Annotated in this window: 29 protein-coding genes and 1 pseudogene; 6 read left to right on the top strand and 24 right to left on the bottom strand. The window is 64.5% G+C overall.

Going from position 1 to position 21,238, the window contains the following annotated elements; genetic code table 11:
• The first annotated feature begins 43 nt into the window (after positions 1-43).
• Positions 44-523 (top strand): hypothetical protein, encoded by a 480-nt coding sequence (locus tag AB3M81_RS06890; protein ID WP_412903189.1) that lies wholly within the window; start codon positions 44-46, stop codon positions 521-523.
• A gap of 153 nt (positions 524-676) precedes the next feature.
• Here AB3M81_RS06890 and AB3M81_RS06885 read toward each other — a convergent pair whose 3' ends face one another.
• The 4 genes from AB3M81_RS06885 to AB3M81_RS06870 are packed head-to-tail and all read right to left on the bottom strand — an operon-like array spanning position 677 to position 2,617.
• Positions 677-1,447 carry a hypothetical protein gene (locus AB3M81_RS06885; protein WP_412903188.1) on the bottom strand — a complete coding sequence of 257 codons (771 nt, stop codon included), beginning with the start codon at positions 1,445-1,447 and terminating at the stop codon, positions 677-679.
• Positions 1,448-1,466: 19 nt separating this feature from the next.
• Positions 1,467-1,940, bottom strand: a complete 474-nt coding sequence (locus AB3M81_RS06880; protein WP_412903187.1) for a hypothetical protein — start codon at positions 1,938-1,940, stop codon at positions 1,467-1,469.
• A gap of 15 nt (positions 1,941-1,955) precedes the next feature.
• Positions 1,956-2,417, bottom strand: a complete 462-nt coding sequence (locus tag AB3M81_RS06875) for a hypothetical protein (protein ID WP_412903186.1) — start codon at positions 2,415-2,417, stop codon at positions 1,956-1,958.
• On the bottom strand, positions 2,414-2,617 hold the full coding sequence (locus tag AB3M81_RS06870) for an antitoxin VbhA family protein (RefSeq protein ID WP_412903185.1): 204 nt from the start codon (positions 2,615-2,617) through the stop codon (positions 2,414-2,416). Before AB3M81_RS06870 ends, AB3M81_RS06875 begins: the two co-directional genes overlap by 4 nt.
• Positions 2,618-2,689: 72 nt before the next feature.
• Here AB3M81_RS06870 and AB3M81_RS06865 point away from each other — a divergent pair, with 72 nt between their 5' ends.
• The 3 genes from AB3M81_RS06865 (at position 2,690) to AB3M81_RS06855 (ending at position 4,692) form a co-directional block, all read left to right on the top strand.
• Positions 2,690-3,085, top strand: coding sequence for a bactofilin family protein (locus tag AB3M81_RS06865; protein WP_412903184.1), 396 nt, complete (start codon positions 2,690-2,692; stop codon positions 3,083-3,085).
• Positions 3,086-3,102: 17 nt separating this feature from the next.
• Positions 3,103-4,011 carry a hypothetical protein gene (locus AB3M81_RS06860; RefSeq protein ID WP_412903183.1) on the top strand — a complete coding sequence of 303 codons (909 nt, stop codon included), beginning with the start codon at positions 3,103-3,105 and terminating at the stop codon, positions 4,009-4,011.
• A 144-nt stretch (positions 4,012-4,155) separates the two neighbouring features.
• Positions 4,156-4,692, top strand: coding sequence for a hypothetical protein (locus AB3M81_RS06855; protein WP_412903182.1), 537 nt, complete (start codon positions 4,156-4,158; stop codon positions 4,690-4,692).
• A gap of 4 nt (positions 4,693-4,696) precedes the next feature.
• Here AB3M81_RS06855 and AB3M81_RS06850 read toward each other — a convergent pair whose 3' ends face one another.
• Positions 4,697-5,326, bottom strand: coding sequence for a hypothetical protein (locus tag AB3M81_RS06850; RefSeq protein ID WP_412903181.1), 630 nt, complete (start codon positions 5,324-5,326; stop codon positions 4,697-4,699).
• 285 nt (positions 5,327-5,611) lie between these two features.
• Between AB3M81_RS06850 and AB3M81_RS06845 the strand changes: the two genes are divergently transcribed.
• On the top strand, positions 5,612-6,370 hold the full coding sequence (locus AB3M81_RS06845) for a hypothetical protein (RefSeq protein WP_412903180.1): 759 nt from the start codon (positions 5,612-5,614) through the stop codon (positions 6,368-6,370).
• Between the two features lie 62 nt (positions 6,371-6,432).
• Here AB3M81_RS06845 and AB3M81_RS06840 read toward each other — a convergent pair whose 3' ends face one another.
• The 6 genes from AB3M81_RS06840 to AB3M81_RS06815 form a co-directional block, all read right to left on the bottom strand.
• Positions 6,433-6,723, bottom strand: a complete 291-nt coding sequence (locus tag AB3M81_RS06840) for a hypothetical protein (RefSeq protein WP_412903179.1) — start codon at positions 6,721-6,723, stop codon at positions 6,433-6,435.
• A 122-nt stretch (positions 6,724-6,845) separates the two neighbouring features.
• Positions 6,846-8,249, bottom strand: a complete 1,404-nt coding sequence (locus tag AB3M81_RS06835) for a hypothetical protein (RefSeq protein ID WP_412903178.1) — start codon at positions 8,247-8,249, stop codon at positions 6,846-6,848.
• A gap of 23 nt (positions 8,250-8,272) precedes the next feature.
• Positions 8,273-8,743: a hypothetical protein gene (locus AB3M81_RS06830; protein ID WP_412903177.1), complete on the bottom strand. Its 471-nt coding sequence runs from the start codon at positions 8,741-8,743 to the stop codon at positions 8,273-8,275.
• A complete protein-coding gene (locus AB3M81_RS06825) occupies positions 8,740-9,405 on the bottom strand; it encodes a 5' nucleotidase, NT5C type (RefSeq protein ID WP_412903176.1) in 666 nt (221 codons plus the stop codon). Before AB3M81_RS06825 ends, AB3M81_RS06830 begins: the two co-directional genes overlap by 4 nt.
• Positions 9,406-9,462: 57 nt before the next feature.
• On the bottom strand, positions 9,463-9,894 hold the full coding sequence (locus AB3M81_RS06820; RefSeq protein WP_489671971.1) for a hypothetical protein: 432 nt from the start codon (positions 9,892-9,894) through the stop codon (positions 9,463-9,465).
• Positions 9,895-9,969: 75 nt separating this feature from the next.
• Positions 9,970-10,188 carry a hypothetical protein gene (locus AB3M81_RS06815; RefSeq protein WP_412903174.1) on the bottom strand — a complete coding sequence of 73 codons (219 nt, stop codon included), beginning with the start codon at positions 10,186-10,188 and terminating at the stop codon, positions 9,970-9,972.
• A gap of 133 nt (positions 10,189-10,321) precedes the next feature.
• Here AB3M81_RS06815 and AB3M81_RS06810 point away from each other — a divergent pair, with 133 nt between their 5' ends.
• Positions 10,322-10,714, top strand: coding sequence for a hypothetical protein (locus AB3M81_RS06810; RefSeq protein WP_412903173.1), 393 nt, complete (start codon positions 10,322-10,324; stop codon positions 10,712-10,714).
• A 101-nt stretch (positions 10,715-10,815) separates the two neighbouring features.
• Here the strand turns inward: AB3M81_RS06810 and nrdE are convergent, their stop codons facing one another.
• The 13 genes and pseudogenes from nrdE to AB3M81_RS06745 all read right to left on the bottom strand — a co-directional run bounded on the left by nrdE (position 10,816) and on the right by AB3M81_RS06745 (position 21,151).
• The gene (nrdE, locus tag AB3M81_RS06805; RefSeq protein WP_412903172.1) at positions 10,816-12,927 is read right to left on the bottom strand and encodes a class 1b ribonucleoside-diphosphate reductase subunit alpha; all 2,112 of its coding nucleotides are present in this window, start codon (positions 12,925-12,927) and stop codon (positions 10,816-10,818) included.
• A gap of 132 nt (positions 12,928-13,059) precedes the next feature.
• Positions 13,060-13,368 (bottom strand): hypothetical protein, encoded by a 309-nt coding sequence (locus AB3M81_RS06800; RefSeq protein WP_412903171.1) that lies wholly within the window; start codon positions 13,366-13,368, stop codon positions 13,060-13,062.
• Between the two features lie 31 nt (positions 13,369-13,399).
• Positions 13,400-13,783 carry an HIT family protein gene (locus AB3M81_RS06795; protein ID WP_412903170.1) on the bottom strand — a complete coding sequence of 128 codons (384 nt, stop codon included), beginning with the start codon at positions 13,781-13,783 and terminating at the stop codon, positions 13,400-13,402.
• A gap of 1 nt (position 13,784) precedes the next feature.
• Entirely contained in the window at positions 13,785-14,390 is a 606-nt protein-coding gene (locus AB3M81_RS06790) for a pyrophosphohydrolase domain-containing protein (RefSeq protein ID WP_412903169.1), read from the bottom strand.
• On the bottom strand, positions 14,387-14,767 hold the full coding sequence (nrdI, locus tag AB3M81_RS06785) for a class Ib ribonucleoside-diphosphate reductase assembly flavoprotein NrdI (RefSeq protein WP_412903168.1): 381 nt from the start codon (positions 14,765-14,767) through the stop codon (positions 14,387-14,389). The genes AB3M81_RS06790 and nrdI overlap by 4 nt, the downstream gene beginning before the upstream one ends.
• A 105-nt stretch (positions 14,768-14,872) precedes the next feature.
• Positions 14,873-15,280, bottom strand: a complete 408-nt coding sequence (locus tag AB3M81_RS06780) for a hypothetical protein (protein WP_412903597.1) — start codon at positions 15,278-15,280, stop codon at positions 14,873-14,875.
• 116 nt (positions 15,281-15,396) lie between these two features.
• Positions 15,397-15,588: pseudogene (locus tag AB3M81_RS06775) on the bottom strand (type II secretion system protein); the annotation flags it as partial.
• 90 nt (positions 15,589-15,678) lie between these two features.
• A complete protein-coding gene (locus AB3M81_RS06770) occupies positions 15,679-16,575 on the bottom strand; it encodes a type II secretion system protein (RefSeq protein WP_412903167.1) in 897 nt (298 codons plus the stop codon).
• A 120-nt stretch (positions 16,576-16,695) separates the two neighbouring features.
• Entirely contained in the window at positions 16,696-16,935 is a 240-nt protein-coding gene (locus AB3M81_RS06765) for a glutaredoxin family protein (RefSeq protein ID WP_412903166.1), read from the bottom strand.
• Between the two features lie 128 nt (positions 16,936-17,063).
• Positions 17,064-17,963, bottom strand: coding sequence for a hypothetical protein (locus tag AB3M81_RS06760; RefSeq protein WP_412903165.1), 900 nt, complete (start codon positions 17,961-17,963; stop codon positions 17,064-17,066).
• Positions 17,964-17,978: 15 nt separating this feature from the next.
• A complete protein-coding gene (locus tag AB3M81_RS06755; protein ID WP_412903164.1) occupies positions 17,979-19,181 on the bottom strand; it encodes a hypothetical protein in 1,203 nt (400 codons plus the stop codon).
• Between the two features lie 39 nt (positions 19,182-19,220).
• On the bottom strand, positions 19,221-19,955 hold the full coding sequence (locus tag AB3M81_RS06750) for a hypothetical protein (RefSeq protein WP_412903163.1): 735 nt from the start codon (positions 19,953-19,955) through the stop codon (positions 19,221-19,223).
• Between the two features lie 230 nt (positions 19,956-20,185).
• Positions 20,186-21,151, bottom strand: coding sequence for an HNH endonuclease family protein (locus AB3M81_RS06745; RefSeq protein ID WP_412903162.1), 966 nt, complete (start codon positions 21,149-21,151; stop codon positions 20,186-20,188).
• Positions 21,152-21,238 lie beyond the last annotated feature (87 nt).

The raw sequence follows: 21,238 nt of genomic DNA, 5'->3' as shown, positions 1-21,238 counted from the left end.
GGTAGGGTCGCTGATCCTTGTCGCCGATGTGAAGCGGGTGTGCGTGAACTGGTCCGACTTGACGAACACGAAACGAGAAGCGGTGTCGCTTCTCCGTCTCTACGCCCAGTGCGTCAGAGAGCAGAACCCTCGGATTCGCGCCGGACTGAATGACCGCCTCAACCGCAAGGTGAACGCCTACGGGCGTGACAACGAGATGACGACCGCGTTGACCGGCCTGTCGTTCAACCTGATGCGTCGCTTGTCAGCACGGACGGGCACGCCGGTGTCCGAGACGGTCACCGATCTGGTGTCGATGGTGCAGTCGATTCACACCGACGAGCCCAAGGAGCACGAGTCGGGTGTGTTGCGGGGTCTGGAACTGTTGAACGCGATCGAGGCTGGTGAGAACCCGGCCGGGCTCGCTAACCTCATCCCCCGCACCGGGGCCGACATGGACCACCGTGAGGACATCCGGTTCGCGTTGGATGTCGCGCACGGCTTGATGGCGCGGGTGGGTGCCGACCCGATGCGTCTTGCCTGAACCTGACGAACGCACCCAACGACAAGACCCCCGACCTGCCCTACGTGATCACCGGCGCGGGTGCCTGTTCGGGGATGGTCGAGGGTCCAGTGGTCTGCCTCCGGAACGTGACGTTCGTGGCGGGCGATGTCGGTACGGGCCCGGCTAGCAGGTTCAGGAGCCGCTGTTCTCGAGGTGGTACGGCAGACGCATCGGCATGACGAGCCCAACCCGGCGGTCGCCGCGCATGATCACGAGTGTCGTGTACCCGGACGTTCCGGAGATGCCGTTGCCGTTGCGGGCCTGAGCGATGGTGATGTCGGGGTCCACTCTGGTGAGGTCGTCGGTGCCGAGCGCGAGGTGCAGGTTGTCGGCCTTCACTCGCACGAGCCGGTGCTTGAAGTTGGTGAGGCCTTCGTTGTCGGTCTTGAGGATGTAGGACGGCTCGCCCCCGTCCTCTTCGTAGTACTCGATGAGGTCGGGGTTGGTGACGTCGAACTTGTCACCACCGTAGGCGCGGGCCAGACGGTCCTCAGCGTTCTGGATGAGCCGGATGCACGGCTGATCACCGACGCCTTCCCACATTCCCTTGCCGGAGTCGGCGAGAGCGCCACCCTTGACGCGCGCTTCGACGGGCTTGCCGGGAGCCGCCTTGAGGCCACCGACGTACGGGGCGATGGTCTCCACGTCGAGCATCACGTGCCGGTCGGTCCAGAACTGCTGACCCTCATGTTCGAACACGAGGATCGGGTCGTCGTCGGCCTTCGTGGGTAGCGCCTTGCGGATGACGGACTTCGGGAGTCGGGTCGGCTGTGCGGGGAGCCGGGCGCCGTAGTGGTCGGTCAGGGACACGCCCGTGGTGGTCTCGGTCCGCTTGGTCTCTTGGAAGCCCTGCTTGCCGTCTTCGACGTTGACCTTGCGGCCCCGCGTATCGATCTTCGTCATGCCCGTAGGGTGTGTGGGGTCAGCCGCGGAGAAGGCCGATGGGGTCCACGAGCCACTCGTCGTTCTCATTGCGCATCAAGAACAGGAGCGAGTCACCGTTCGGCGCATCCACCACGACCGAGCCGTCCTTCCCGTCGACGTCCGAGGTGGTCAACAGGTTGTCGACGTCGATCTCTCGCGCGTCAACTTCCTTCGTCAACCCCGGGATGGTGTCCTCGCACGGTGAATTCTCAGGCAGGCCCTCCTGCGACGCCACTTCGGCGATCGCGACATCCGACATGTACACACACGCCGTGGCGGCGTCGCCCTCAGCGACCGCCGTGAGCCACTCGTGGAACGCGATCGACGCTTCGTCCTCCGGGGTGTTCTCGTACTGCACGGAGTCCGGGTCGTCAGTCCAGTCTTCGAACCCGTCCGGGTTGCCGATGGTGATCGTGCACGCCGACAGGGCGAACACCGGCACGGCCAGTAGGGCGAGGATTCGGGTCTTCATGAGTCTCCGAGGTGGTCAGTTGATGTAGAAGCCGGCGGGATCCACGGTCCAGTGCTCACCGTTGTGCTCCATTGTGAAGACCAGCGGGGTGACCGACTCCTCGATCGTCACGACGGCCGTGTCTTCAGACTCGGACACCTCTGCCCGGGCAACGACATCATCGGCGTTCAACCGGTACGCCTTCGCCTTGCCCATGAGGCCCTCGATGGTGTCAGCACATGATCCGTTCTCCGGGCGGTTCTGCTGGACGTTCACCGAGATGGTGCCCGTCTCGCTCTGGTACTGGCAGGCGTGGTCGACGTTCCCGGCGAGGACCGCATCGAGCCACGTCAGGAAGTCCCCCGCTGCGGCGTCTTCGGCGTCGGTTTGCCGGTCGACCGTGATCTCTGGGGTCGTGTCGGGATCGCTGACCGTGACGGTGCAGGCTGAGAGGGCGAACGCGGGGATCGCGAGCAGGGCGAGGATTCGGGTCTTCACGAGGACTCACATGCGGCGAACTCTGCCTTGATTTCAGCGACCGCGTCGTCGACGTCCCGCTCCCCTGTCGCGACAGCAAGCAGCGTCGCCTCGAACTCTGGCGTGATCGTGAGCCCTTCCAGTGCGGCGCTACCGACAGCGTGCCGGACCGCCTGCTCAGGTGAGAGTGCAGCCTGCTCGAGGGTCGATTCGTTCTTCACACTGGTCCTCGCTTGTCGGGCGCTCTCTTGCACACATGCGACCAAGCCCGCCGACACCGCACCCACCGATCAGTGACCTTGCAGGACCGTCGCATGTGCGAACGCATGAGACTCTTCACCGACACTCCCCCAGCACCTGCCACCGAACCTGTCCGGGTCGTCTTCCCTCGCACGATCGACGGCATCGAGACCGACAACCTCGACATCCGCCGTCTGTCCACGGTGACCGTCAACGGCGTCTTACGCGGCGACATCGCCGTCCGAGCCGAGGCTGGTCTTATCGTGAATGGGCTCGTGCACGGGAACGTCACCGTCGAGGACGGCGGTCACGCAACCATCAACGGGACCGTCAGCGGGATCGTCACGGCAGACGGTCACGTGAGGGTCACTGGTGACATCGGCCGGATTGACGAACAGCGCGTCACCGGTCTGGAACTCACGGACGACGCGACCGTTCTCAACCAGTGACCACACACCTGTCGGGCATGACCACCACAGATAAGAACGGCAAGACCGTCAACGTCACCAAGGGCGTTCAGGGCTTCCAAGAGATCCGTCGAGCCGAGGCGGCCGCGATTGACTTGGAAGACCTGCGAGATCAGGCCGATGCAGCGCAGGCGATCTACTGTCGCGCCCTCGCGCACCGACTCGCTACCGATATCGCTGAGAAGTATCCCGAGGCGGCCTACCTCGAGTTCGACATGCGTAGCGAGTTCGATCCCGAGGTGGTCCCGTGGATGACCGATGTTCTCGACGCCAACGAGCGGCCTGTTGAGGGCGAGGTCGTGGACGTCATCCGCAACGAGTTCGTCTCCAAGTACAACGAGCGGGACTTCGGCGACTGGGTGGAGGGAGGAACCATCAGCCTGATCCCTGCCCGTCACCCCGCCTACGTTCACGGCGACACCGAAGGCGCTCGCGAGGCCATTGCAGCCGAGAAGGGCGAGTCAGCAGCGCTCGACATCGTCAAGGAGAACTGCCGCCACATCGGGTACAACTCGCTCACCGACATGATCGAGCGACTCCACGATCGCGGTCAGGTGGACATCACCGACAGTGCCGAACTCACGACAGAGGAACTGGCTGTCCTCGGGGAGCGTCACTTCTCCGGCCTCGTGGACCGCTTCTGCGACACGCTCGAACCGGCCGAACCCACGGTCGGTGTCGACGAGTTGGGTCAGGCTGAACTCGACCGGTTCAAGCGCCGCGGTGTGATGGAACTCGGCGCCTCAACGACCACGATGGAGGCGCTGGAAGCCGCGATGGACCGCGCTGAGATCCCCGCAGGTTCACTCGACTCGATGACCCGCGACACGATGGACGCCCTCGAGGATCACACCGAGCGGGCCCTCGACCGACTCGCGAACGACGTGCGCATCTTCCTGAACGAGTGACCTGCCACTCATTGCCCGGCATGTAGGTCGGAAACAGCCACGAGAAGGGCCCGGAAGATTTACTGTTCTTCCGGGCCCTGATCGATCCTCGGCATGTTCGAGGGCTTGAACTGGGTGAGCGAGCCACCCAAGGAGCGAACCGGCATGAGCGTCACCTTCTTCCCGTCCCAGTCCCCCGTCGTCGGGTACCGGTTCGAGTGCCATTGCGGTGTCGTCGCCGCGGAGTTCGAGACGTACGAAGGCGCCCACGGGTTCCTGTCCATCTACAAGGACGATCCGTACCAGTTGGACGGATGCACCGATGAACTCTGCCCGATGTACCCACAGATCATGAACGTGTACGCCGACGCCCACCACGAGGGCCTCAACCTGAACAACGAGAACGCGGCCGACATCCTGCGCGTCCTCGGACTCATCGAGCCCGGTCAGGATCCCGCTCTGTTCAAGCCAGAGGTCCAGTGGGTTGGTGAACTGGCCGCGTCGGACTTCCTCGGTCGGGTGATGGTCGCTCAGGCGATCTCGCCGGAGTCCGCTGAGAAGATCGGTCACGAGAAGCCGGGCCGTGGCGCCACCATGTTCGAGGGCGGCCGGGAGGCTGGCTACATCCAGCGGACGCTCAGCCAGTTGGCGGACGTCGCCGACTGGGCCGCGAAGCACGAACGAACCATGTGCTGGGGCTGACCCGTCAGTCGCGGGTGATGCACATGACTCGCGACAAGTCGACCCGTCGTTCCTGACCGTTCTCTTCGCGCCAGAGGATCCGTACGTGGTTCGCGTTCAACAACCGGACCTTTTTCGGTGAGTCTTCCCAGAAGTGGATCGTGATGTCCCGGGACGCGTTCGGGTCGGCGAGGATCTGCTTGCACGTGTCGGAGGGGTATTCGCGGTTGGGTCGGTTCAGCCAGTTGAACGCTGCGACCATCGGGGTGAAGATCCCGCGCCCGCTGCCGGTCTCGAAGGTCTCGGTGAACCCGTCGCACTTGAATGTGACCGAGCCGTCCCATTCGGGGGTCCAGTCGGTGCCGGAGTGGGTGTTCTCCTCGATGATCTCCACGGGTGCGTCGTCGTCGATGTACGGACTGAATGCGCGACGGATGGCGACCGCGATCGCCTCGTCGGCGGTGTAGGTGGTGACCTCGGTGCCCTTGCCGTGATCGTCCATGAACGAGTCGTCAACCGATGCGGTCTTCAACCCGTCGGGATGAGCGGGCTGGTGTTCGTCGAGTGGCTTGTCGGCGGCCTCGCCCTTGGTGACAGCGGCGAAGTGGGCCTTGTTGTTGGTGGCCTGACCGACCTGTCCCTTGCGTGGCTGCATGGATGGAGGGTGTGCGGCTCACGTGATGTGACTGGGCTCACGAATGTGCAGAATCCCCCACACACCCTTCTAGGTACAACCACAGACCACTCCTCGCCCCGTCAGCAGCGAACGGCATGTCCTCACCGGCGTGCCGTTCGCTGTGTGTCAGCCCGGGTGTAGTCGAGTCGCCCCGCACACCTCCACTGCATGAATCAGACCAAGCGCGGACACAACGCCGCATCGAAGCCCGGCGAGGTCGGCTTCCAGCCCGTCACCCGCAGCGAGCCGTCCAAGAGTCTCGACGTGTACGCGCTGGTCGACGACCTCGAAAGCGAGCACGCTCGCATCGAGAAGCGGCTCCGTCGCGCGCAGGTAGCCGCCTTGGCCACCCAGATCCACGAGCAGTACCCGGAGGTTGCCTCGCTGGAGTACGCGTGGCGCGAGAACCCCGACACGATCATCCCGCCGCTCGCCGCCACCTTCGACGTCGACGGAGAGGTACTCCCCCAGATGATCACCGACGACCTGAACAGGAACTTCCGTAGCGGTCTCGGTATCGGCTTCGGTGACCACGTGGAAGGTCAGGTCATCGACTTGCACGAGGCATCCCAGCCCGGCTACCTCGACGGCATCGCGAACCCTCCCGCCAGCCGCGCCGAAGCGATCGGCTGGCCGAGCCTCGGAGGCCTCATGGATGATGCCAAGAGCCGTGGACTGATCAACGACTCCCACCTCGATGAACTCGATGACGACGAACTGAACGACCTCGGACACCGGTACGTCGGCTCCACCATCGTCTCGATTATCAGCGGGTACAGCCACTACGAGTCCGACTCGACCATCGGAGCGGACGAGATGGAACGGTTCCGGGTACGGAGCGAGAGCCTGACTGGCTCCAAGGCGTTGGGTTCCATCTGGGAGTGCGTCGAGGGATCCAGTGTCCCGTCCGGGATGCTCGACCGGATGACCGACGGGCAGATCAGGGTTTTCCACTCGGCGCACGTGCGAGGTCCGGCCGCGAAGATGGCCGACGAGATCAAGGCCCTGCTCAACGACAAGTGACACAACGACGAAGCCGCCCACACCCCGCGAAGGGTTGGGCGGCTTCGTCATGTTCGGAGGGGTCAGGGTCGTTCGCCCGGCGGGACTCGAACCCACTCGCTGGCGTCTCGGTATCCGTGGTCCAGCGGGGCGAGGAACACGACGCCCGGGTCGCTCATCGCGATCTCGATCGAGAGGGCGTTCCCGGTCTCGGACGCCCACTGGTTGAAGTTGTACACGTTCATGCCGAGGGCTTCTGCTGCCGCCTTCTTGGAAGTGGACGCGATGACCGCGTTGCACTGATTGCTGCCGTTCGCCGGTCCGGGGACGCGTCGGCTGAACGTGGTGAGCCCGTAGACCTTCAACTTCGCCATGATGTTTCACTCTCTTGTGGGGTTCGCTCACCCTGTTCAAGACCGCGAAGTGGACGAAACTCGATCAGGTCATTGTGAGCGGCTGGCCTCGAAGTCGGCGCCTGCGACCAACTGGGCTGTCTTCACGATCCGTCCTGTCCTGCGTCGCTCGTGGAATCCGGTTCGTCACCGGATGTTGCCTCGTCCTCGGATTCGGCTACTGGTTCGGGGTCCACCCCAGCGAGTGCGTCCACGGCCCGGTGGAGTTCACGGTTCACCGACGAGATCACCTTGGTGATGGTCTGCTCGATCTTGTCCACGTGTCCACGCATCGCCGACGCGGACCGCTTGGCATCCTCCAGCGATTCGAGAATGCTCATGGCTTCACGGATGGACTCGTTCGCGGTGGAGATCTGGCTCGTGGAGAACTGGCCGCTCGACGTCATCGCGAGGGTCCGCATCAACAACAGAACCGTCCGCAGCAGTTCGACGTCACCGTCGGCCGGGTCGAACGCGAGAATGATCCGCTTCGGGCCGATCACCCGAAGCAGGCGTCCCTCGTTGTCGTCGATCGAGCGGACCACACCGAGCGCCGCGGATGCGCCACGGTTCCGTTCCGCTTCGGCGAGGTAGGAACCCCACTCCTTCGAGGAACCGTCGTGGTACTCGAGCACGAACCGGGCCACTCCCCCGGCGATGTTGAACACACCGTCGCCCTTCTTGTTCCGGGCGAGACGTCCAGCGAACTGGCCGACGGACTGGTACTCATCCCCCATCTGGGCAGCCAACTCGGTGCAGAGTGTGTCCATGTCGGCCTCGTAGTCGAGGCCCTTGATCGTGGTTGCACCCTTCAACCCGTCGATCGCTTGAGAGGCGGCGGTGTCCTCGGCGACCTTCACGGCCACCTCCTGACGGACCGACACGACCAGATCGGCGAGTTCCTTGTGACGTCGTTCGGAGTCCTCCACGAGTGCGGCGTGCGCAGCGGCCATCCCTTCGGTCACCTGTGTTTGCAGGTTCGATCCGACCCCTTCGAGGAGTGGTCGGAGGCGTTCCATGAGTTCGGGGTTCTCCCCGCCGACGAGACGCTGAATCTGGTCGGTGAGGGACTCCTGCACATGCCGGGCGGCCTGACTGATCTGCTCGGTCGCGCGTTGTACGGCGTTGTCGTGCGCGGTGACGGACTGGTTGAGGGACTGACCCATCTGCTCCGAGGCAGCCTTGACGACGGTCTGCACGGCGAGCGTGTCGGACGACTGGGACGCGATGGCGAGCACGGACGCGCCGGTCTTCAACGCGGCGATGACGAACGCGGTCAAATCCTTGCCGTCGAGTTCCTCCAAGGTGACAGGCTGGGCGCGGGTGCCAGTCGTCCAGCGGGACGCCTCAGCGATGGTGTCGGGGTTCGTGGACCAGACGCCGGGCCCGACATACAAGGTGCGGTCGGCGTGCACGTACACGGGATGATGGGTGGTCTGCGACACGCTTTCTCTATGCATGTCGAGGTCGCCACAGACCACGGCGTCGAACAGTTCGATGCCGGTCATGGAGGCCTCCCTTCTCGCCCCTGTTACTGCTGCTTCTTGAGGTGTGGTCTCTTCACGGTGACGGTCACGACGTCCGTCTTGTCAGTGCGATCGATACGCAAGAGGGAGGGCTTGCCGTCGAGGCGGCCCATGAACCGCATGAACGTGTCCTCGTCGCTGTCGATGAACTGGGCGATCTCGGTCTCCAACTCGTCCTCGAAGTTGGCCTTGAACCCTGTCCGTGACTCGATCTCCTTCACCGATGACGAGATCGCGGAGTCGCGCGCGTCGTTCACCTCGTTCTTGGCGGCGATGCCGTACAAGCCGATCCAGACGCCGACAACCGCGATGAACACGCTGAGGAAGGGCCGTGCGCGGCCGATGAGGAACGCGACCGTGAGAAGTGCGACGGCGACGACGGCGAGAACGATCATGAAGATTGTTGGGCCCGGGCCGAGGAACGCCTCGGTGGGCAAAGTCAGGTCCAACGGCTCGACCTTGGCGTGGAGGCTCATGAGGCGGCTCGCATCTGTCGGGTGACCTCACGGACGACCTCGGCGAAGTGCAGGACGTCGAGGACTCGCTTGTCGGTCTTGACGTGCTGGTTCCACGGGCGGGTGACGAGCCATGCGTCCACTCCGGCGGCTTCGAGGGCGAGGAAGTTCTCGGCCTTGTCCTCGAGCATCATGTCGGGGTTGATGCTGGTCTTGTCGGCTGTGAACGTGATCGTGTCGTACGAGAGGCCCTTCTCGGCGAGCGCGTCGATGGTGTTGCGTTGGGACTGCCCGGGGTTGCCAAAGGTGCGGTCGGTGGCGACGTCGATGGTGTGCCCGAGGCTCCGGATGATCTCCCATGCCTCGTTCACGTACGGGAACCAGTCCATCGACCTGAACACGATGCCTGCGTTCACGCCGTCGTGGGCGTGGCTGACGAACTCCGCGGGGGTGAGGCTGCCCCAACCGTGGGTGCCGAAGAAGTCCCAGATGGTCGGGTCGGGCATCTCGTGCGGGTGGTCGACGGTGAGCAGGTAGCGGCGCAGGCTGGCGGCGAAGTTGTAGTTCACGCCGTCCAGATCCATGCCGATGGACAGGCTGGTCTTCGGCGTGATGAGTCCGGTCCCGGTGGTCGGCGGGAGGAGTACGGTGCCGCGCGCGGGCGCGAAGGATCGGGTGGTCATGGGTGCTTCCTTCTCGGTTGCTTGAACCCGTCAAGCCCGCAATCTTGGCGGTTCCGATCAGGTGAGGAAGATGAACTGGTCGATGCCGATGTGGGCGACCTTCTCTACGTCGAGGGCGTCGCCGCGGTCCCATCGGCCGCCGGACCGCATGACGGCCTTGTCGCGGAAGATGGTCGCGTCGATCATCGCGAGCCTGTCGGTCCACTGGACGACGACCGCACTGGGGACGCCGGTGATGATGGCGCGCCGGTGCAGGTGGTCCAGTTTCGCGAGCGACAGCATGTACGTCGGGTACGCGTCGTGGCGGTTGGTGCGGGTCTTGATCTCGATGTGTCCGACGAGCCGACCGTCGCGATGCAAGGCGTAGTCGGCGTGGTCGGCGTCCGCTGTCTTGACGGCGGTCAAGCCGGGCTTCTGTGTAGCGAGGAACGCCTCGCAAGCGGAGGCTTCGAGGGCCCGGTGTCGGTCGGTTTCGTAACGGGGACGCACATGGTTTCTATGCGTCCCCCGCTGCCGAGATCAGTCGTCGTCGTCGATGGTCATGACCTTAGGTGTGCGGGCGGGTCAGTGCTGGTGGCGGGTCTCCCACGCGGCGACCTTGGCCCGGCCGAGACCCTTGTCGGGTGCGGTCTCGGTCTCACCGCAGACACCGCACGTGGACGTGATCGTTCCTCCAGTGGTGACCCGGGTTGGCGTGTGCGGGAGTCCGAGGCTGGCAGGTTCGGACCGTTCGACGGTCTGGAACCCCTGCTTGCCCTTGGTGACATTCACTGGCTTGCTCATGAGGGGCTGGTGTGTGGCCTCAACGAACTCGTCTCCCCCACCTGTCACGACTTGGAGGATATGCCACCCGATGGGGCGTTTCGGGCCCTAGATTCTGGTCATCAGCCAGAACCCCGCCGTGAGGAGCCCTGTTGTGAGAACCCGCCGCCCGTCCTCGTCCTCCTACCGCACCATGATCGTCGCGCTGTTCGCGGCGTTCGCCATGTTGTTCGTGTCCGCCACCCCCGCGACCGCGGGCACCTTCAACGAGTCGAAGTCGGGCAGTGATCGCGCCTCGTCGACCACGTTGTACTACAAGAAGGCCCACGGGAACTTCAAACTTCGCATCTGGACGTCCATCGACGGGCCGATCCAAATCGGGGTGACGAAGTACTCGGTGAAGTTCTACGACAACGCTGGCCGGAACGTGTGGTCCGCGACCGACCAACGAGACCGCACCTACACGATCGGTGGGAACGTCACCAAGATCGTCGTCAAGCAGAACAAGCACACCCAGTTCAGCAAGACCAACTGGCAGCGCAAGTAACCCACGCCGCGCAGACGCCAGACGGCGGGCACACCAGCCATGTAGCCGGTGTGCCCGCCGTCTTCTCTTGAAGCCCCGTCAGAGGCTCCCCCGAGCCTTGGTCAGACCGCGCAGGATACGCACTCGTCGTTGTCGAGGCCGTCCATGACGTTCATCTTGATGCGCACGTAGTAGAGCGTCTTGATGCCCTTCGTCCACGCGTACATCTGCGCCTTGTTGATCTCGCGCGTGGTCGCGTTCTGGTCGAAGAACAACGTCAGGCTCATGCCCTGATCGACGTGCTTCTGCGCGGTCGCGTACGTGTCGATGATGGCCTTCCAGCCGATCTCGTACCCGTCCTTGAAGTACTCGACGTTGTCGTTCGTCATGCCCGGGGCGGGCCAGTAGACCTGACCCATCATGCCTTCCTTGCGGGTCTCCACCTTCGCGGTGACCGGCAGGATGGACGCGGTCGAATCGTTGATGTACGAGATCGAGCCGGTGGGCGCGACGGCGAGCCGGTACTGGTTGTACATGCCGTGCTTGGCGACCGAGCGGGCCAACTTCGCCCAGTCCTCGGACGTGGGGATGAACAGGTCGGCGACGAGACGCTTGACCTTCTTCGTCTTCGGGACGACCGGCGCGTCGATGTACGTCTGGAAGTACTCCCCCGACGCGTACTTGGAGTCCTCGAACCCGGCGAACGTCTCGCCGCGCTCACGGGCGATCTTGTTCGACGCGACGATGGAGTGGTAGTTCAGCGCGGAGAAGAACACGTCCACGAAGTCGAGCGCCTCATCGGAGCCGTACTCGATCTTGTTCCCGGCGAGGTAGCCGTGCAGGTTCATGGCGCCGAGACCGACCGCGTGGCTGATCTTGTTACCTCGGTCGATGGCCGGGGCGTTGACGACCTCGCTGATGTCGGACACCTGCGACAGGACACGGATGGCGGTCTCGACGGTCTTGCCGAAGCCTTCGGCGCCGTCCATGACCTTCGCGACGTTCAGCGACGCGAGGTTGCAGGAGATGTCCTTGCCGACGACCTCGTAGTTGCCGTCCTCACCGACGACCGACGGTTCCGAGACCTGCAGGATCTCCGAGCACAGGTTGGAGAACTTGACCTTGCCCGCGATCGGGGACTGGGCGTTCACGTTGTCCTCGAACATGATGTACGGGTAGCCGGACTCGACCTGCGTCTCGGCGATGCGGGCGAGCATGGCGCGGGCCCGGATCTTGGACTTCTTGACGGCGGGGTCGTCGACGAGTTCGCGGTAGACCTCGGTGATGTTGACGTCGGCGAAGTCCTTGCCGTACTTCTGGGTGACGTCGTACGGGGAGAACATGTACATGTCCTCGTCGTTCTTCACGAGGGTGAAGAAGATGTCGGGGATGACCACGCCGAGGCTCAACTTGTTGATGCGGATGGCGTCGTCGGCGTTCTCACGGCGGGAGTCGAGGAAGACTTCGATGTCGCGGTGGAACAGGTTGAGGTACGCGGCGGCCGAGCCGTCACGCTGACCCAACTGGTTGGAGTACTTGATGGCGTCCTCGATGATCTTCATGACCGGGATGACGCCGGAGGCCTGATTCTCGATCTTCTTGATGGGGTCGCCCTGTGCGCGCAGGTTGGTGAGGTTGAACGCGACGCCGCCGCCTCGCTTGGACAACTGGAGGGCGGTGTTCACGGCGCGACCGATGCTGCTCATGGAGTCGGCGACCTCGGACAGGTAGCACGATACGAGGTCGCCTCGGGACTTCTTGCCGCTGTTGAGGAACGTGGGGGTGGCGGGCTGGAGGCGTCCGGCGAGGATCTCGTCGGCGATGGTGGTCGCGAACTTCTCGTTGCCGTCGGCGAGGTAGAGGGCGTTGGCGACGACGCGGTCCTCGTACCGTTCGAGGTAACGCTCACCGTTGAACGTCTTGAGGGCGTACTGGCGGTAGAACTTGTACGCGCCGACGAAGGTGCGGAACCGGAACTTCTGGTCGTAGACGCGCTTGAAGAGTCGCTTGACGAACGCGGGGTCGTACTTGGCGAGGAACTCGGCCTCCCAGTACTCGTTCTCGACGAGGTAGTTCAACTTCTCCTCGAGGTCGTGGAAGAACATGGTGTCGGGGTTGACCTGTTCGAGGAAGTAGGCGCGGACGGCCTCGGTGTCCTTCTCGAACTGGATGTTGCGGTCGGCCCCGTACAGGTTCAGTTCGCTGTTCAGGCCGATGTACGTCTTGTCGCTCAACGTCTTTCCTTCGTGGTTGCTCGTCTTGGGGTGGGAGCAAGTAGGTGTGCGGGGCTCCCGGGTTGGGGTGCCGTTCGCGGGAGACTCCCCCGTTGGTCTGTAGGTGCTTCTATGCGCCCCGCAGGGCCAACATCATTCGGTGCGGAGCAGTCGAGTGATCGTCTCGAACACGTCGGTGTCGCCCCAGTCCGATCCGATGACCCATGTGACGTTCTGACCGTCGGTGGTGTGCTCAGCCTCGTAGAAGTCGGCGCCGTCGATGAACGTGAGCCGGACGGTCCCTCCGGTCTCGGGCAGCCACGTGAACGTGACGCGGGTCGGGTCGTGAACCGTGACGATGGGGACGGTGTTCACGTGGTCGAACAGGCGGTGAGCCATGACGACCAGTTCGTACCGGAAGTCCACGGATGGGCGAGGGTCGGCGGCTTCGACCTGCTGCATGGTCGCTCGGGTGAGTTCGACACGCATGGGTTCAGTACTTCTGTCGCTCGGGGATGACGCCCCTGACGCCGCCGCGGGGGTCGTCCATGTCGCCGTGGCGTCGTGGGATGAGGTGGCAGTGGGCGTGCATGACGGTCTGCCCTGCCGCCTCTCCTGCGTTCCAGCCGATGTTGAACCCGTCGGCGCCGTTGGCGCGGAGCCGGTCGGATTGGAGGCGTAGGACGCGTTCGGTGTCGCGGCGTTCCTCGTCGGTCAGGTCGAAGTACGTTTCGCGGTGCGTGACGGGGATGATGAGCAGGTGCCCGGGGGTGACGGCGTAACCGTCCTCGATGTAGTAGACCGACCCGAACCGGGTGGCGAACTCGGCGTTGGCGAACTCGCAGAACCGGCAGTCGTCGCTGTGAGGGGTGCTCATGTCAACCCCACAGGACGCTCTCGATGTCGGGTGCGGTCCAACCCTCAGGCTTGAGCACCTTGCCGTCCTCGCGTCGGATGACCTGACCGTCGGGGCCGACCTTGGCCATGTTGGACCGGTGCACCTCGGTGAACAGGGCGTCCATGTCGAACCCGAAGCGGGCTCCGGCGCACAGGCACAGGTCCACGATCTGTTCGAGGGTGTCAGCGACGGCGCCGCGGGCTGCTCCCCCGGCGAGCGCAGCGGTCACGTACTCGCCGTACAGGTGGTCCATGTGGGAAAGGAGCGCGCCGGTGACGTCGCTGTTGGGGAACCCGATGGTGTCCTCGACGGGCACGAACTGGTGGAACGCGGGGTTGATGGTGCGCCCGTAGGCGACGGCGGTGCCCTCAGCGATGTAGATGATGTCGGTGAGCGCGTCGGCGACCTCGACCAGATCGACGTCCCGGATGGCGGTGAGCAGTTCGGAGATCTCTTCGGCGATCAGGCTGCGTCGCAGTTCGATGGTGGAGGTCTCGAGGAGGCGCTCGTTGATTGGGTGGCCGAAGGTGCGGTGGAAGTCGAGCAGCGCCTCGTGTCGGGCGATGGTGGCGGCGTTGCTGGTCATGCGGTCTCCTTGGCGAGTTCGGTGGTGAAGGTGTCGATGGCGGCGAGGGCTTCGCGGACGTCCTCTGGGGTGCCTTGCAACTCGAACTCGTAGATGACCGGGACTCCCAACTTGGTGGCGAGTTTCCGGGCTCCGGCGCAGTAGTTCCGGCCGAAGTTCATGTTCCCGGCGCCGATGATCGCGACGATGTTGTCGCGGTCGGCCTTGTCCTTGAGCGCTTTGAGAACGACGACCGGGACGGCTGCGTCGCCGTAGGTCGGGATGATCGCGATGGACGGCTCAGGGACACCGGCTTCGATGCGGGTGGCGGGCAGACCCAACTTCGCGACGAACCGTTCGGTGTTCTTCGTGACGTTCGAGTAGTAGACGATGTGCACGTCTTCTCTATGCAGTCCCGGGGGCCGACATGGCGAAGGGCCACACCGCGTGTTGTGGTGTGGCCCTTCGGTCCTGCTGTCCCGTCAGGGGTGCTGGTGCCCCGATCAGCAGATCGGCGTCCAGTCGGCGGGCGGCTCGGCGATGTTGGTCAGGTCTCCCTTGACCAGAACCGTGCTGCCGTCCTTCTTCGCCGAGGTCGGCAGGGACTGCTTCCACGCGGCGACCTCGGGGTTGTCGCACTGGTCGGCGGGGTACTGGGCGCCGTAGTTGCCCTCTTCGCCGGTCAGTCCGCCGCCGGGCGCGTAGATGAGCGCGAAGTCGTACTTGTCGTTCGTGATGTACGCTCCGAAGTCGTTACCGCCTTCGGAGTCGCCAGCGATCAGCATGGCGAGCGAGTTGTTCTTGCTGAGGTTCGCGCCGATGACGTCGGCGAACGCGTCCCCTCCCGTGCCGCTGTACATGATGTCGGCGTACGCCTGAATCTCCGGGTCGGTGATCGTGTCGAGGTCCAAGTTGTCGACGTTGTGGTCGACGGTCCATGCGAGGGTCGCGTTGACGACGCTGCGGGCGTCCTGCTGGGCGGACGTGACGGCTGCCTTCTCACGCCACTTGCTGATCTGGGGACGGCGACGGCGGCGAGCAGGCCGACGATGACCATGACGGCGAGAACTTCGATGAGGGTGAAGCCGCCGTCGCGGGAGATGAGGTCACGGGCGCGGGAGATGCGTCCGCGGGACTTGGGGAACGACACGGTGATCCTTCGGTTCGATGATGCCCGGGTGGGCGGGCGAACCGGTCTTGGTACACCCAATGAACACATGCGGCGACAGTTGAAGGGGAAACCAGTTGGGAGACACCAGACCCCGGACCATGCAGGTGGTTCCGGGGTCTGGTGGTGTGCTGGCTCGGGTCAGCAGGCGGTCTTTCTCAGTCCGGTCTCGGGCGTCCACGAACGAACCTTGTCGGTCTTGGCGTGGGTTGCTTCGAGGCACAGACCCGTGCTGGGGGCGGGGCTGCTGTCAGCCGCCTGAGCGGTGATGCCCCACGCCATCTGGAACCTGCGGTTCACGTACGTGGCGTTGGTGATGTTCGCGCCGTTGTAGGAGAACCCGACGGCCTTCCCGCCGGAAGGACACGTGGAGGTGCCGGTGACGACGGTGATGGGCCCGTTGGTGACGTAGCCGGGTGTGTCAGCGCGGGTGGTGCGGACCGAGATGTTCGAGTTGTTCAACTGGCCGACGGTCTGAACGACACCAGCGGGGGTCTGGCACAGCAATGCCGGGGCTGGGCCCGGCGACGCGTCGGCCCACAGCACGAACTCGACGCCGTCGGTGCCTCGACAGCGCAGAGACTGCAACCCGTTCGGGACGGAGGACGGGCACGACACGGTGACCTTCAACGTGCTCTCGCCCTCGGGAGCCACGGAGATGTTCACTCCCTTGACGGTGACGGAACTGGGCGCCCCAGCCAGTCGAAGGTGGGACAGGGCCTCCGGGAGGGCGACGGTCGGTGCACCCCCGCCTCCGATGGTGACGGTGGTGTCCGGTGATGGTCGGTAGAGGCCGTTCAGGCTCGTGGGGAATGCACCCTCGTCTCCTGCTGCGATCTGCATGGCGTTGCTGGCGTTGCGTAGGTCGGACTCCATCGCGGTGACGTAACCGTTCTCGCGCCACTTGGCGATCTGCGGGACGGCTACGGCGGCGAGCAGGCCAACGATCACCATGACGGCGAGAACTTCGACGATGCCGAATCCTCTGTCGCTGGTGGCGCGGCGCCGGAAGAGGGTGATGCGGTTAGGGGTGTGCATGGTTCCTTGGTTTCTGGCTCTGAACGGGCGTGACGCGGTGGCGTGCACCTAGGAACACATGCGGCGGAAATGAAGAACCGGACCCCGCGGTGGGGTCCGGTTCGGCGGAGGTCGTGCGGCTCAGGCTGTCGCGAGCGCGGAGAGACGGTCGGGGTGGAAGCCCTGAAAGTGGTCGCCGGTCGGTGTGACGATGACCGGGACGCTGCTGTAGCCGAGCGAGTTGATGGTGTCGAGACCGGTGGGGTCAGCGGTGACGTCGACGTAGTCGTACTCGACGCCCATCTTGTCGAGGGTCTTCTTGGTGCTGCGGCACGGCATGCAGGTGGGCGATCCGTAGACGGTGACCTTGGCGCTGCTCACGATGTTCTCCTTGAGAGTGTCGGGGTTGGAAACAGGCGGCTCCCGGATGGGCAACCGCCTGCGTACCTGTTGGGTGTGTGGGGGTTTCGAAGTCCTGCAGGTTTCTATGCGTCAACCGGTGCCCGACATCACGTGTCGAGGTAGTACCAGCGGGGTGCGCGCAGGTCCGCGAGCGGTGCCGGGCACGTCGAACGAGGTCCGGGCCACCGTTCAGCCCAACGGGCCAGCGCGAGACGGTTCAGCAGGCCGGTGCACTCGGCGACGAGACGTTCACGCTCGTACAGGTAGTTGACGATCTCGACGATCTCAGCATCGGCCTTCTCGGCGGCGTCACGGCCCCGCTCGATGGTGTCGTACTCGGCTCGAGCGGCTTCCCGGGCTGCCGAGTCGATAGTCGGGTCGGCTAGCATCCCGGCGAGGCGGAGACGTTCGGCGGCGGTGCGTTCGTACCCCGACGCGATGTTGATGCGTTCGAGCATGAGTCGCTTACCGAGACTGTCACCCCAGTGAGGTCCGAACGACGACAAGTGGACGCGCTCATCGGTGTGGACGGCTCGCAGATAGAACCCCTCGATGTCGTGGGCGTGCCTCTCGAACCCGTCCTTGACGTGCAAGACACCGGAGTAGTCCACGGTCCCGCCGGGTGCGTAATCGACGGCGAACGCTTCGACGACCTTGGCCTGCTGGTCGGCATTCGCAGAGATCCGGTCGCTGAGCGTTTCGATCTCGGCGACCGTGTCAGGGTTCTTCGGAAGAACTTCCCACGGCGGGATGGAGCCGTTGATGACCGATTCGATGAAGTCCTGCTGGGAATCCTCGTCGAGCCCGGACAGGTGATGCTCCCACGCGCGGGTGAACGCCTCGGGAGTCTCCTCGATGCCGTACTGGACGAGCGCGGCCGAGACGACATCGACTGTCCGGGGCGCTCCCAACGGTCGGCCGGGTTCACCACGTCGCAACGCGGCGAATCGAGTGTCGTTGGGTCGTCCGCCACGGTCGCGGCGACGAATCAGGTCACGGACGGCCATGACAGTCCCCTGCGCTTACTCGGCCGTCGGGATGGTTGACGGTCCGCTGCTGACCGGGCGGACCATGCGGGCGGCAGCGGCAAGCGAACCCTTCGACATGGCGGTGCGCTTGGCGGCCTCACGGGCGCGCGCGTTCGCCTCGGCGCCAGCGGCAGTCGGGGAGGCGTGCAGGCCGGACGGGCACATGTGCTTCGCGTTCGGCGGTGCGAATCGCTTGCACGAGCCGCACTGGGTGGAGACGCCTGCACCTTCCTTGACCTGCTTACGACCCCGGCCGATGATCTGGTGGAACACTGAACCGGCCGACCGTGCGGTCAGGAGCATCTCGGCCTCTTCACGGCTGACGTCCTTGTACACGTAGTCCTTGCCGGACGCGGCGATGTGGATCTGGGCGTTGGCCTCGTCGTAGGCGGCGCCGGTGATCCAGTTCGACTGGACCTCCTGCAAGGTGACTCCCTTGGTGCGCTCACGTTCGGCGTGACGTTCCATCAGGTCGTCCACCTTGACGAGCGCGGACTGGATCTGGCCGCGGCGGGCCTCAGCGATGGCGGAGACAGCCTCGGCGACGCTGGTGCGGAACGTGTCGTCCTTCGAGTCGTGCGACGGGTCGGTCACGAACGACGTGGACCAGCGGTTCGGGCCCAGACGCGACGCACGCACCCAGCCCTGAATGGTGTTGCCCGACGGTCCGACCGCATGAACCGGGACGTCGAACGTGGAGTTCTTGCCGCCTGCTTCGAGTTCGTCGGCGTACCGGTTGAGCGCGGTGTTCGACGGCATACGCAACGCGAACCCGTTCTTGCCCTCGTACTTGACGCGGTGGGTGCGTCGGGAGCCTGACAGGGCGGCGCCAGCGGTCTGCATGGGTGTGTTGTCGTCCGGCATCTGCGGGACACCGGCGGGCGCGTACTCGGCGGTCAGGCGGGCCTTATCCCACCAGTCCTCACGGTCACGGGTGGAGCGGACGTCGCCAGAGTTGACGAGCACACCGGCAGCGACGTAACCGTCCTCGATGAGACGCTCGGCGCGAGCCCGCACGGACTCCTTCTGACGTTCCTGCCACGGGTCTGCGTCAGGGATGAGCGACTTGGTGGACACACCGCGCTCCAACTCGGCGGTCTGGCCGATGTTCTTGTGCGGGACGCCCGGCTGCTTGTGCTTGACACGGAACAGCGGGTCGCGGCGGTCGCCATCGTTGTTGCGCTTGAACATGCTCATGCCCGATCGGTGTGTGGGCATTCGAGCAGGGTTCACAACTCAGAAGTCCTCGGTCACGTCCGCCGGGTTCACCGGGATGTCGAACGTGTCCAGCGGAGGCGGTGCGAGCGCGTCCACCGTCGGCGCCGGGAGCGGTTCGGGAGCCGACTCGACAACCGGAACGGACGGGACACCGGTTGGGGTGGGGTCGTCGTTGAAGAACTCGTCAGCGATGTCGTCACCGAACACGACAGCCTTCGCACGAACCAGACCGTCACTGCTGACCTCAGCCTCGGCGCGGCCAGTAGAGGGCGCCGGAACAGTCACGGCCGGGGATGGAACAACCGCAGGAGTCTCGACGGTCACCGTGACGGGTTCAACGTCGGCCGGTTCGTTCAGGGGGTCCTCGGGGGTCTTCTGACGGGTCGCGGCCTTGATCTTGACCGGCTTCAACGCCTTCTTCTCCTCGGCGTCCGCTGCGGCCTCCACAGCGTCGCGGCACTGCTTGGTCAACTTGCACGACGACGGCGCCGCGCCGGTGAGGATGGTGAAGCCCGAGCACATCGAGCAGATGGCGATGGTGCTGGTCGCGGTGCCACCCTCGGGCTTGGGGATCTTCGCGATCCATGTGAGGGCGTCGGTGTTACGGTCCAGCAGCGCGGCCTGAACGGGCGACAGAGTGACCTTCTTCATGGCCTTCTCGCGGTACTGCGGGTCGTCACCAACGAGTTCAGCCCACGTGGAGCAACCTCCCTCTTGGAGGAGGCGAAGCCCCAAACTGACCACGACGGCCACCTCGGGTAGCCCCGGCTCGGTGACGAGTCCGGGCTTCCACTTCGGCTTCTTGGTTACTGCCATGACCCCTCTATGCGTTCCGTGACGGCTACATCGGGTCCAAGCCCTCAACCATCACGGCCTCGATCAGGGCAGTCGAAGGTACTTGCCGACGATGATGGACAGGCCGACGGTGGCCACGCCGATGAGCGACCAGACGAACTCGCCGAGGTGTCCCTTCACACGGGCGGTCACTTGGCGCAGCCGTTCAGGATCTTGACCATCGCGTCCTGTTCGGCCTTGGTGACCCACACGCCGTAGGTCTTCTTCACGGTGACCTGCTTGGCGATGTACTCGCAGCGGAACCCCTTGTTCGGGGGCAGCCACGTGGCGGCGTCCTTGTCACCCTTCGCGCCGTTGGTCGGTCCGTCCGACGCCATCAGGTTGATCGGGTCGTTCGCGAACTTGGTGCGCTTGGTGGTGTCCCACGACTGTGCGCCCTTCTGCCACGCGTCCGACAGCGGGATGATGTGGTCGATCTGGACGGCCGACGACTTGGGTCCGCGGACGAAGTGGATGGTCTTGCCGGTGTACTTGTCGGCGAGGGTGCCGGTCGCTACGGCGCACTTCTTCGCGTCCTTGTAGGTGACCTTGGTCAGGTCACGCTTCAAGATGTCGTTGCGGGTGTCGCAGCCGTTCTTGCCCCACTTGGCGGTGTTGTTGTCGGTCCACGCGGACCCGAACAGTTCACGCTTGTAGCCAGTCTTGGGGGCGCGACCCTTGACCGTCAACTTCTTCGCGTCGGCGAGAGCGGCGACGTAGACCTTCTTGTCGGTCGTGCCGGGCTTCGGCTTGGTGGTCTTCGGTGCGGGGGTCTTGGGGGCGTTCTTTCGGCCCTCGGCGATGGCCCTCTTGATCTCGTCGGTGGACAGGCCAGCCTTGGCGCCCTTGTCGTAGAGAGCCTTGACGTCCTTGGCGGTCTGGACGTTCGCTCCACCGGCGATGAGGGCCTCGACGGCTCGACGTTGCGCGGGCGGCTGGTAGCCGAACGTCTCGGGCGTGATGACCTTGTCCATGCCCGGGATGGTGAAACTCGACGGGATGGTCAGGTCGGTGTTCTTGTTGATCTCGTCAGTGATGCCGGTCAGGTTCGCGTATCCCCACAGGACCGAGAGTGAACAGACGGCCACGATGGACCGGAAGATGAAACCGAACATGCGGGGAAGGCTCCTGAGACTGAGTGATGGTTCGTCTGGTTCAAGTCAGATATGCGACAAGACCCCGATCCGATCCCACGATGTGAG

This window comes from Aeromicrobium jepli, from assembly GCF_047246605.1.
GTDB lineage: Bacteria > Actinomycetota > Actinomycetes > Propionibacteriales > Nocardioidaceae > Aeromicrobium.
The sequence above is the reverse complement of the archived record's forward strand: the minus strand, read 5'-3'. Positions and strand labels throughout refer to the sequence as shown.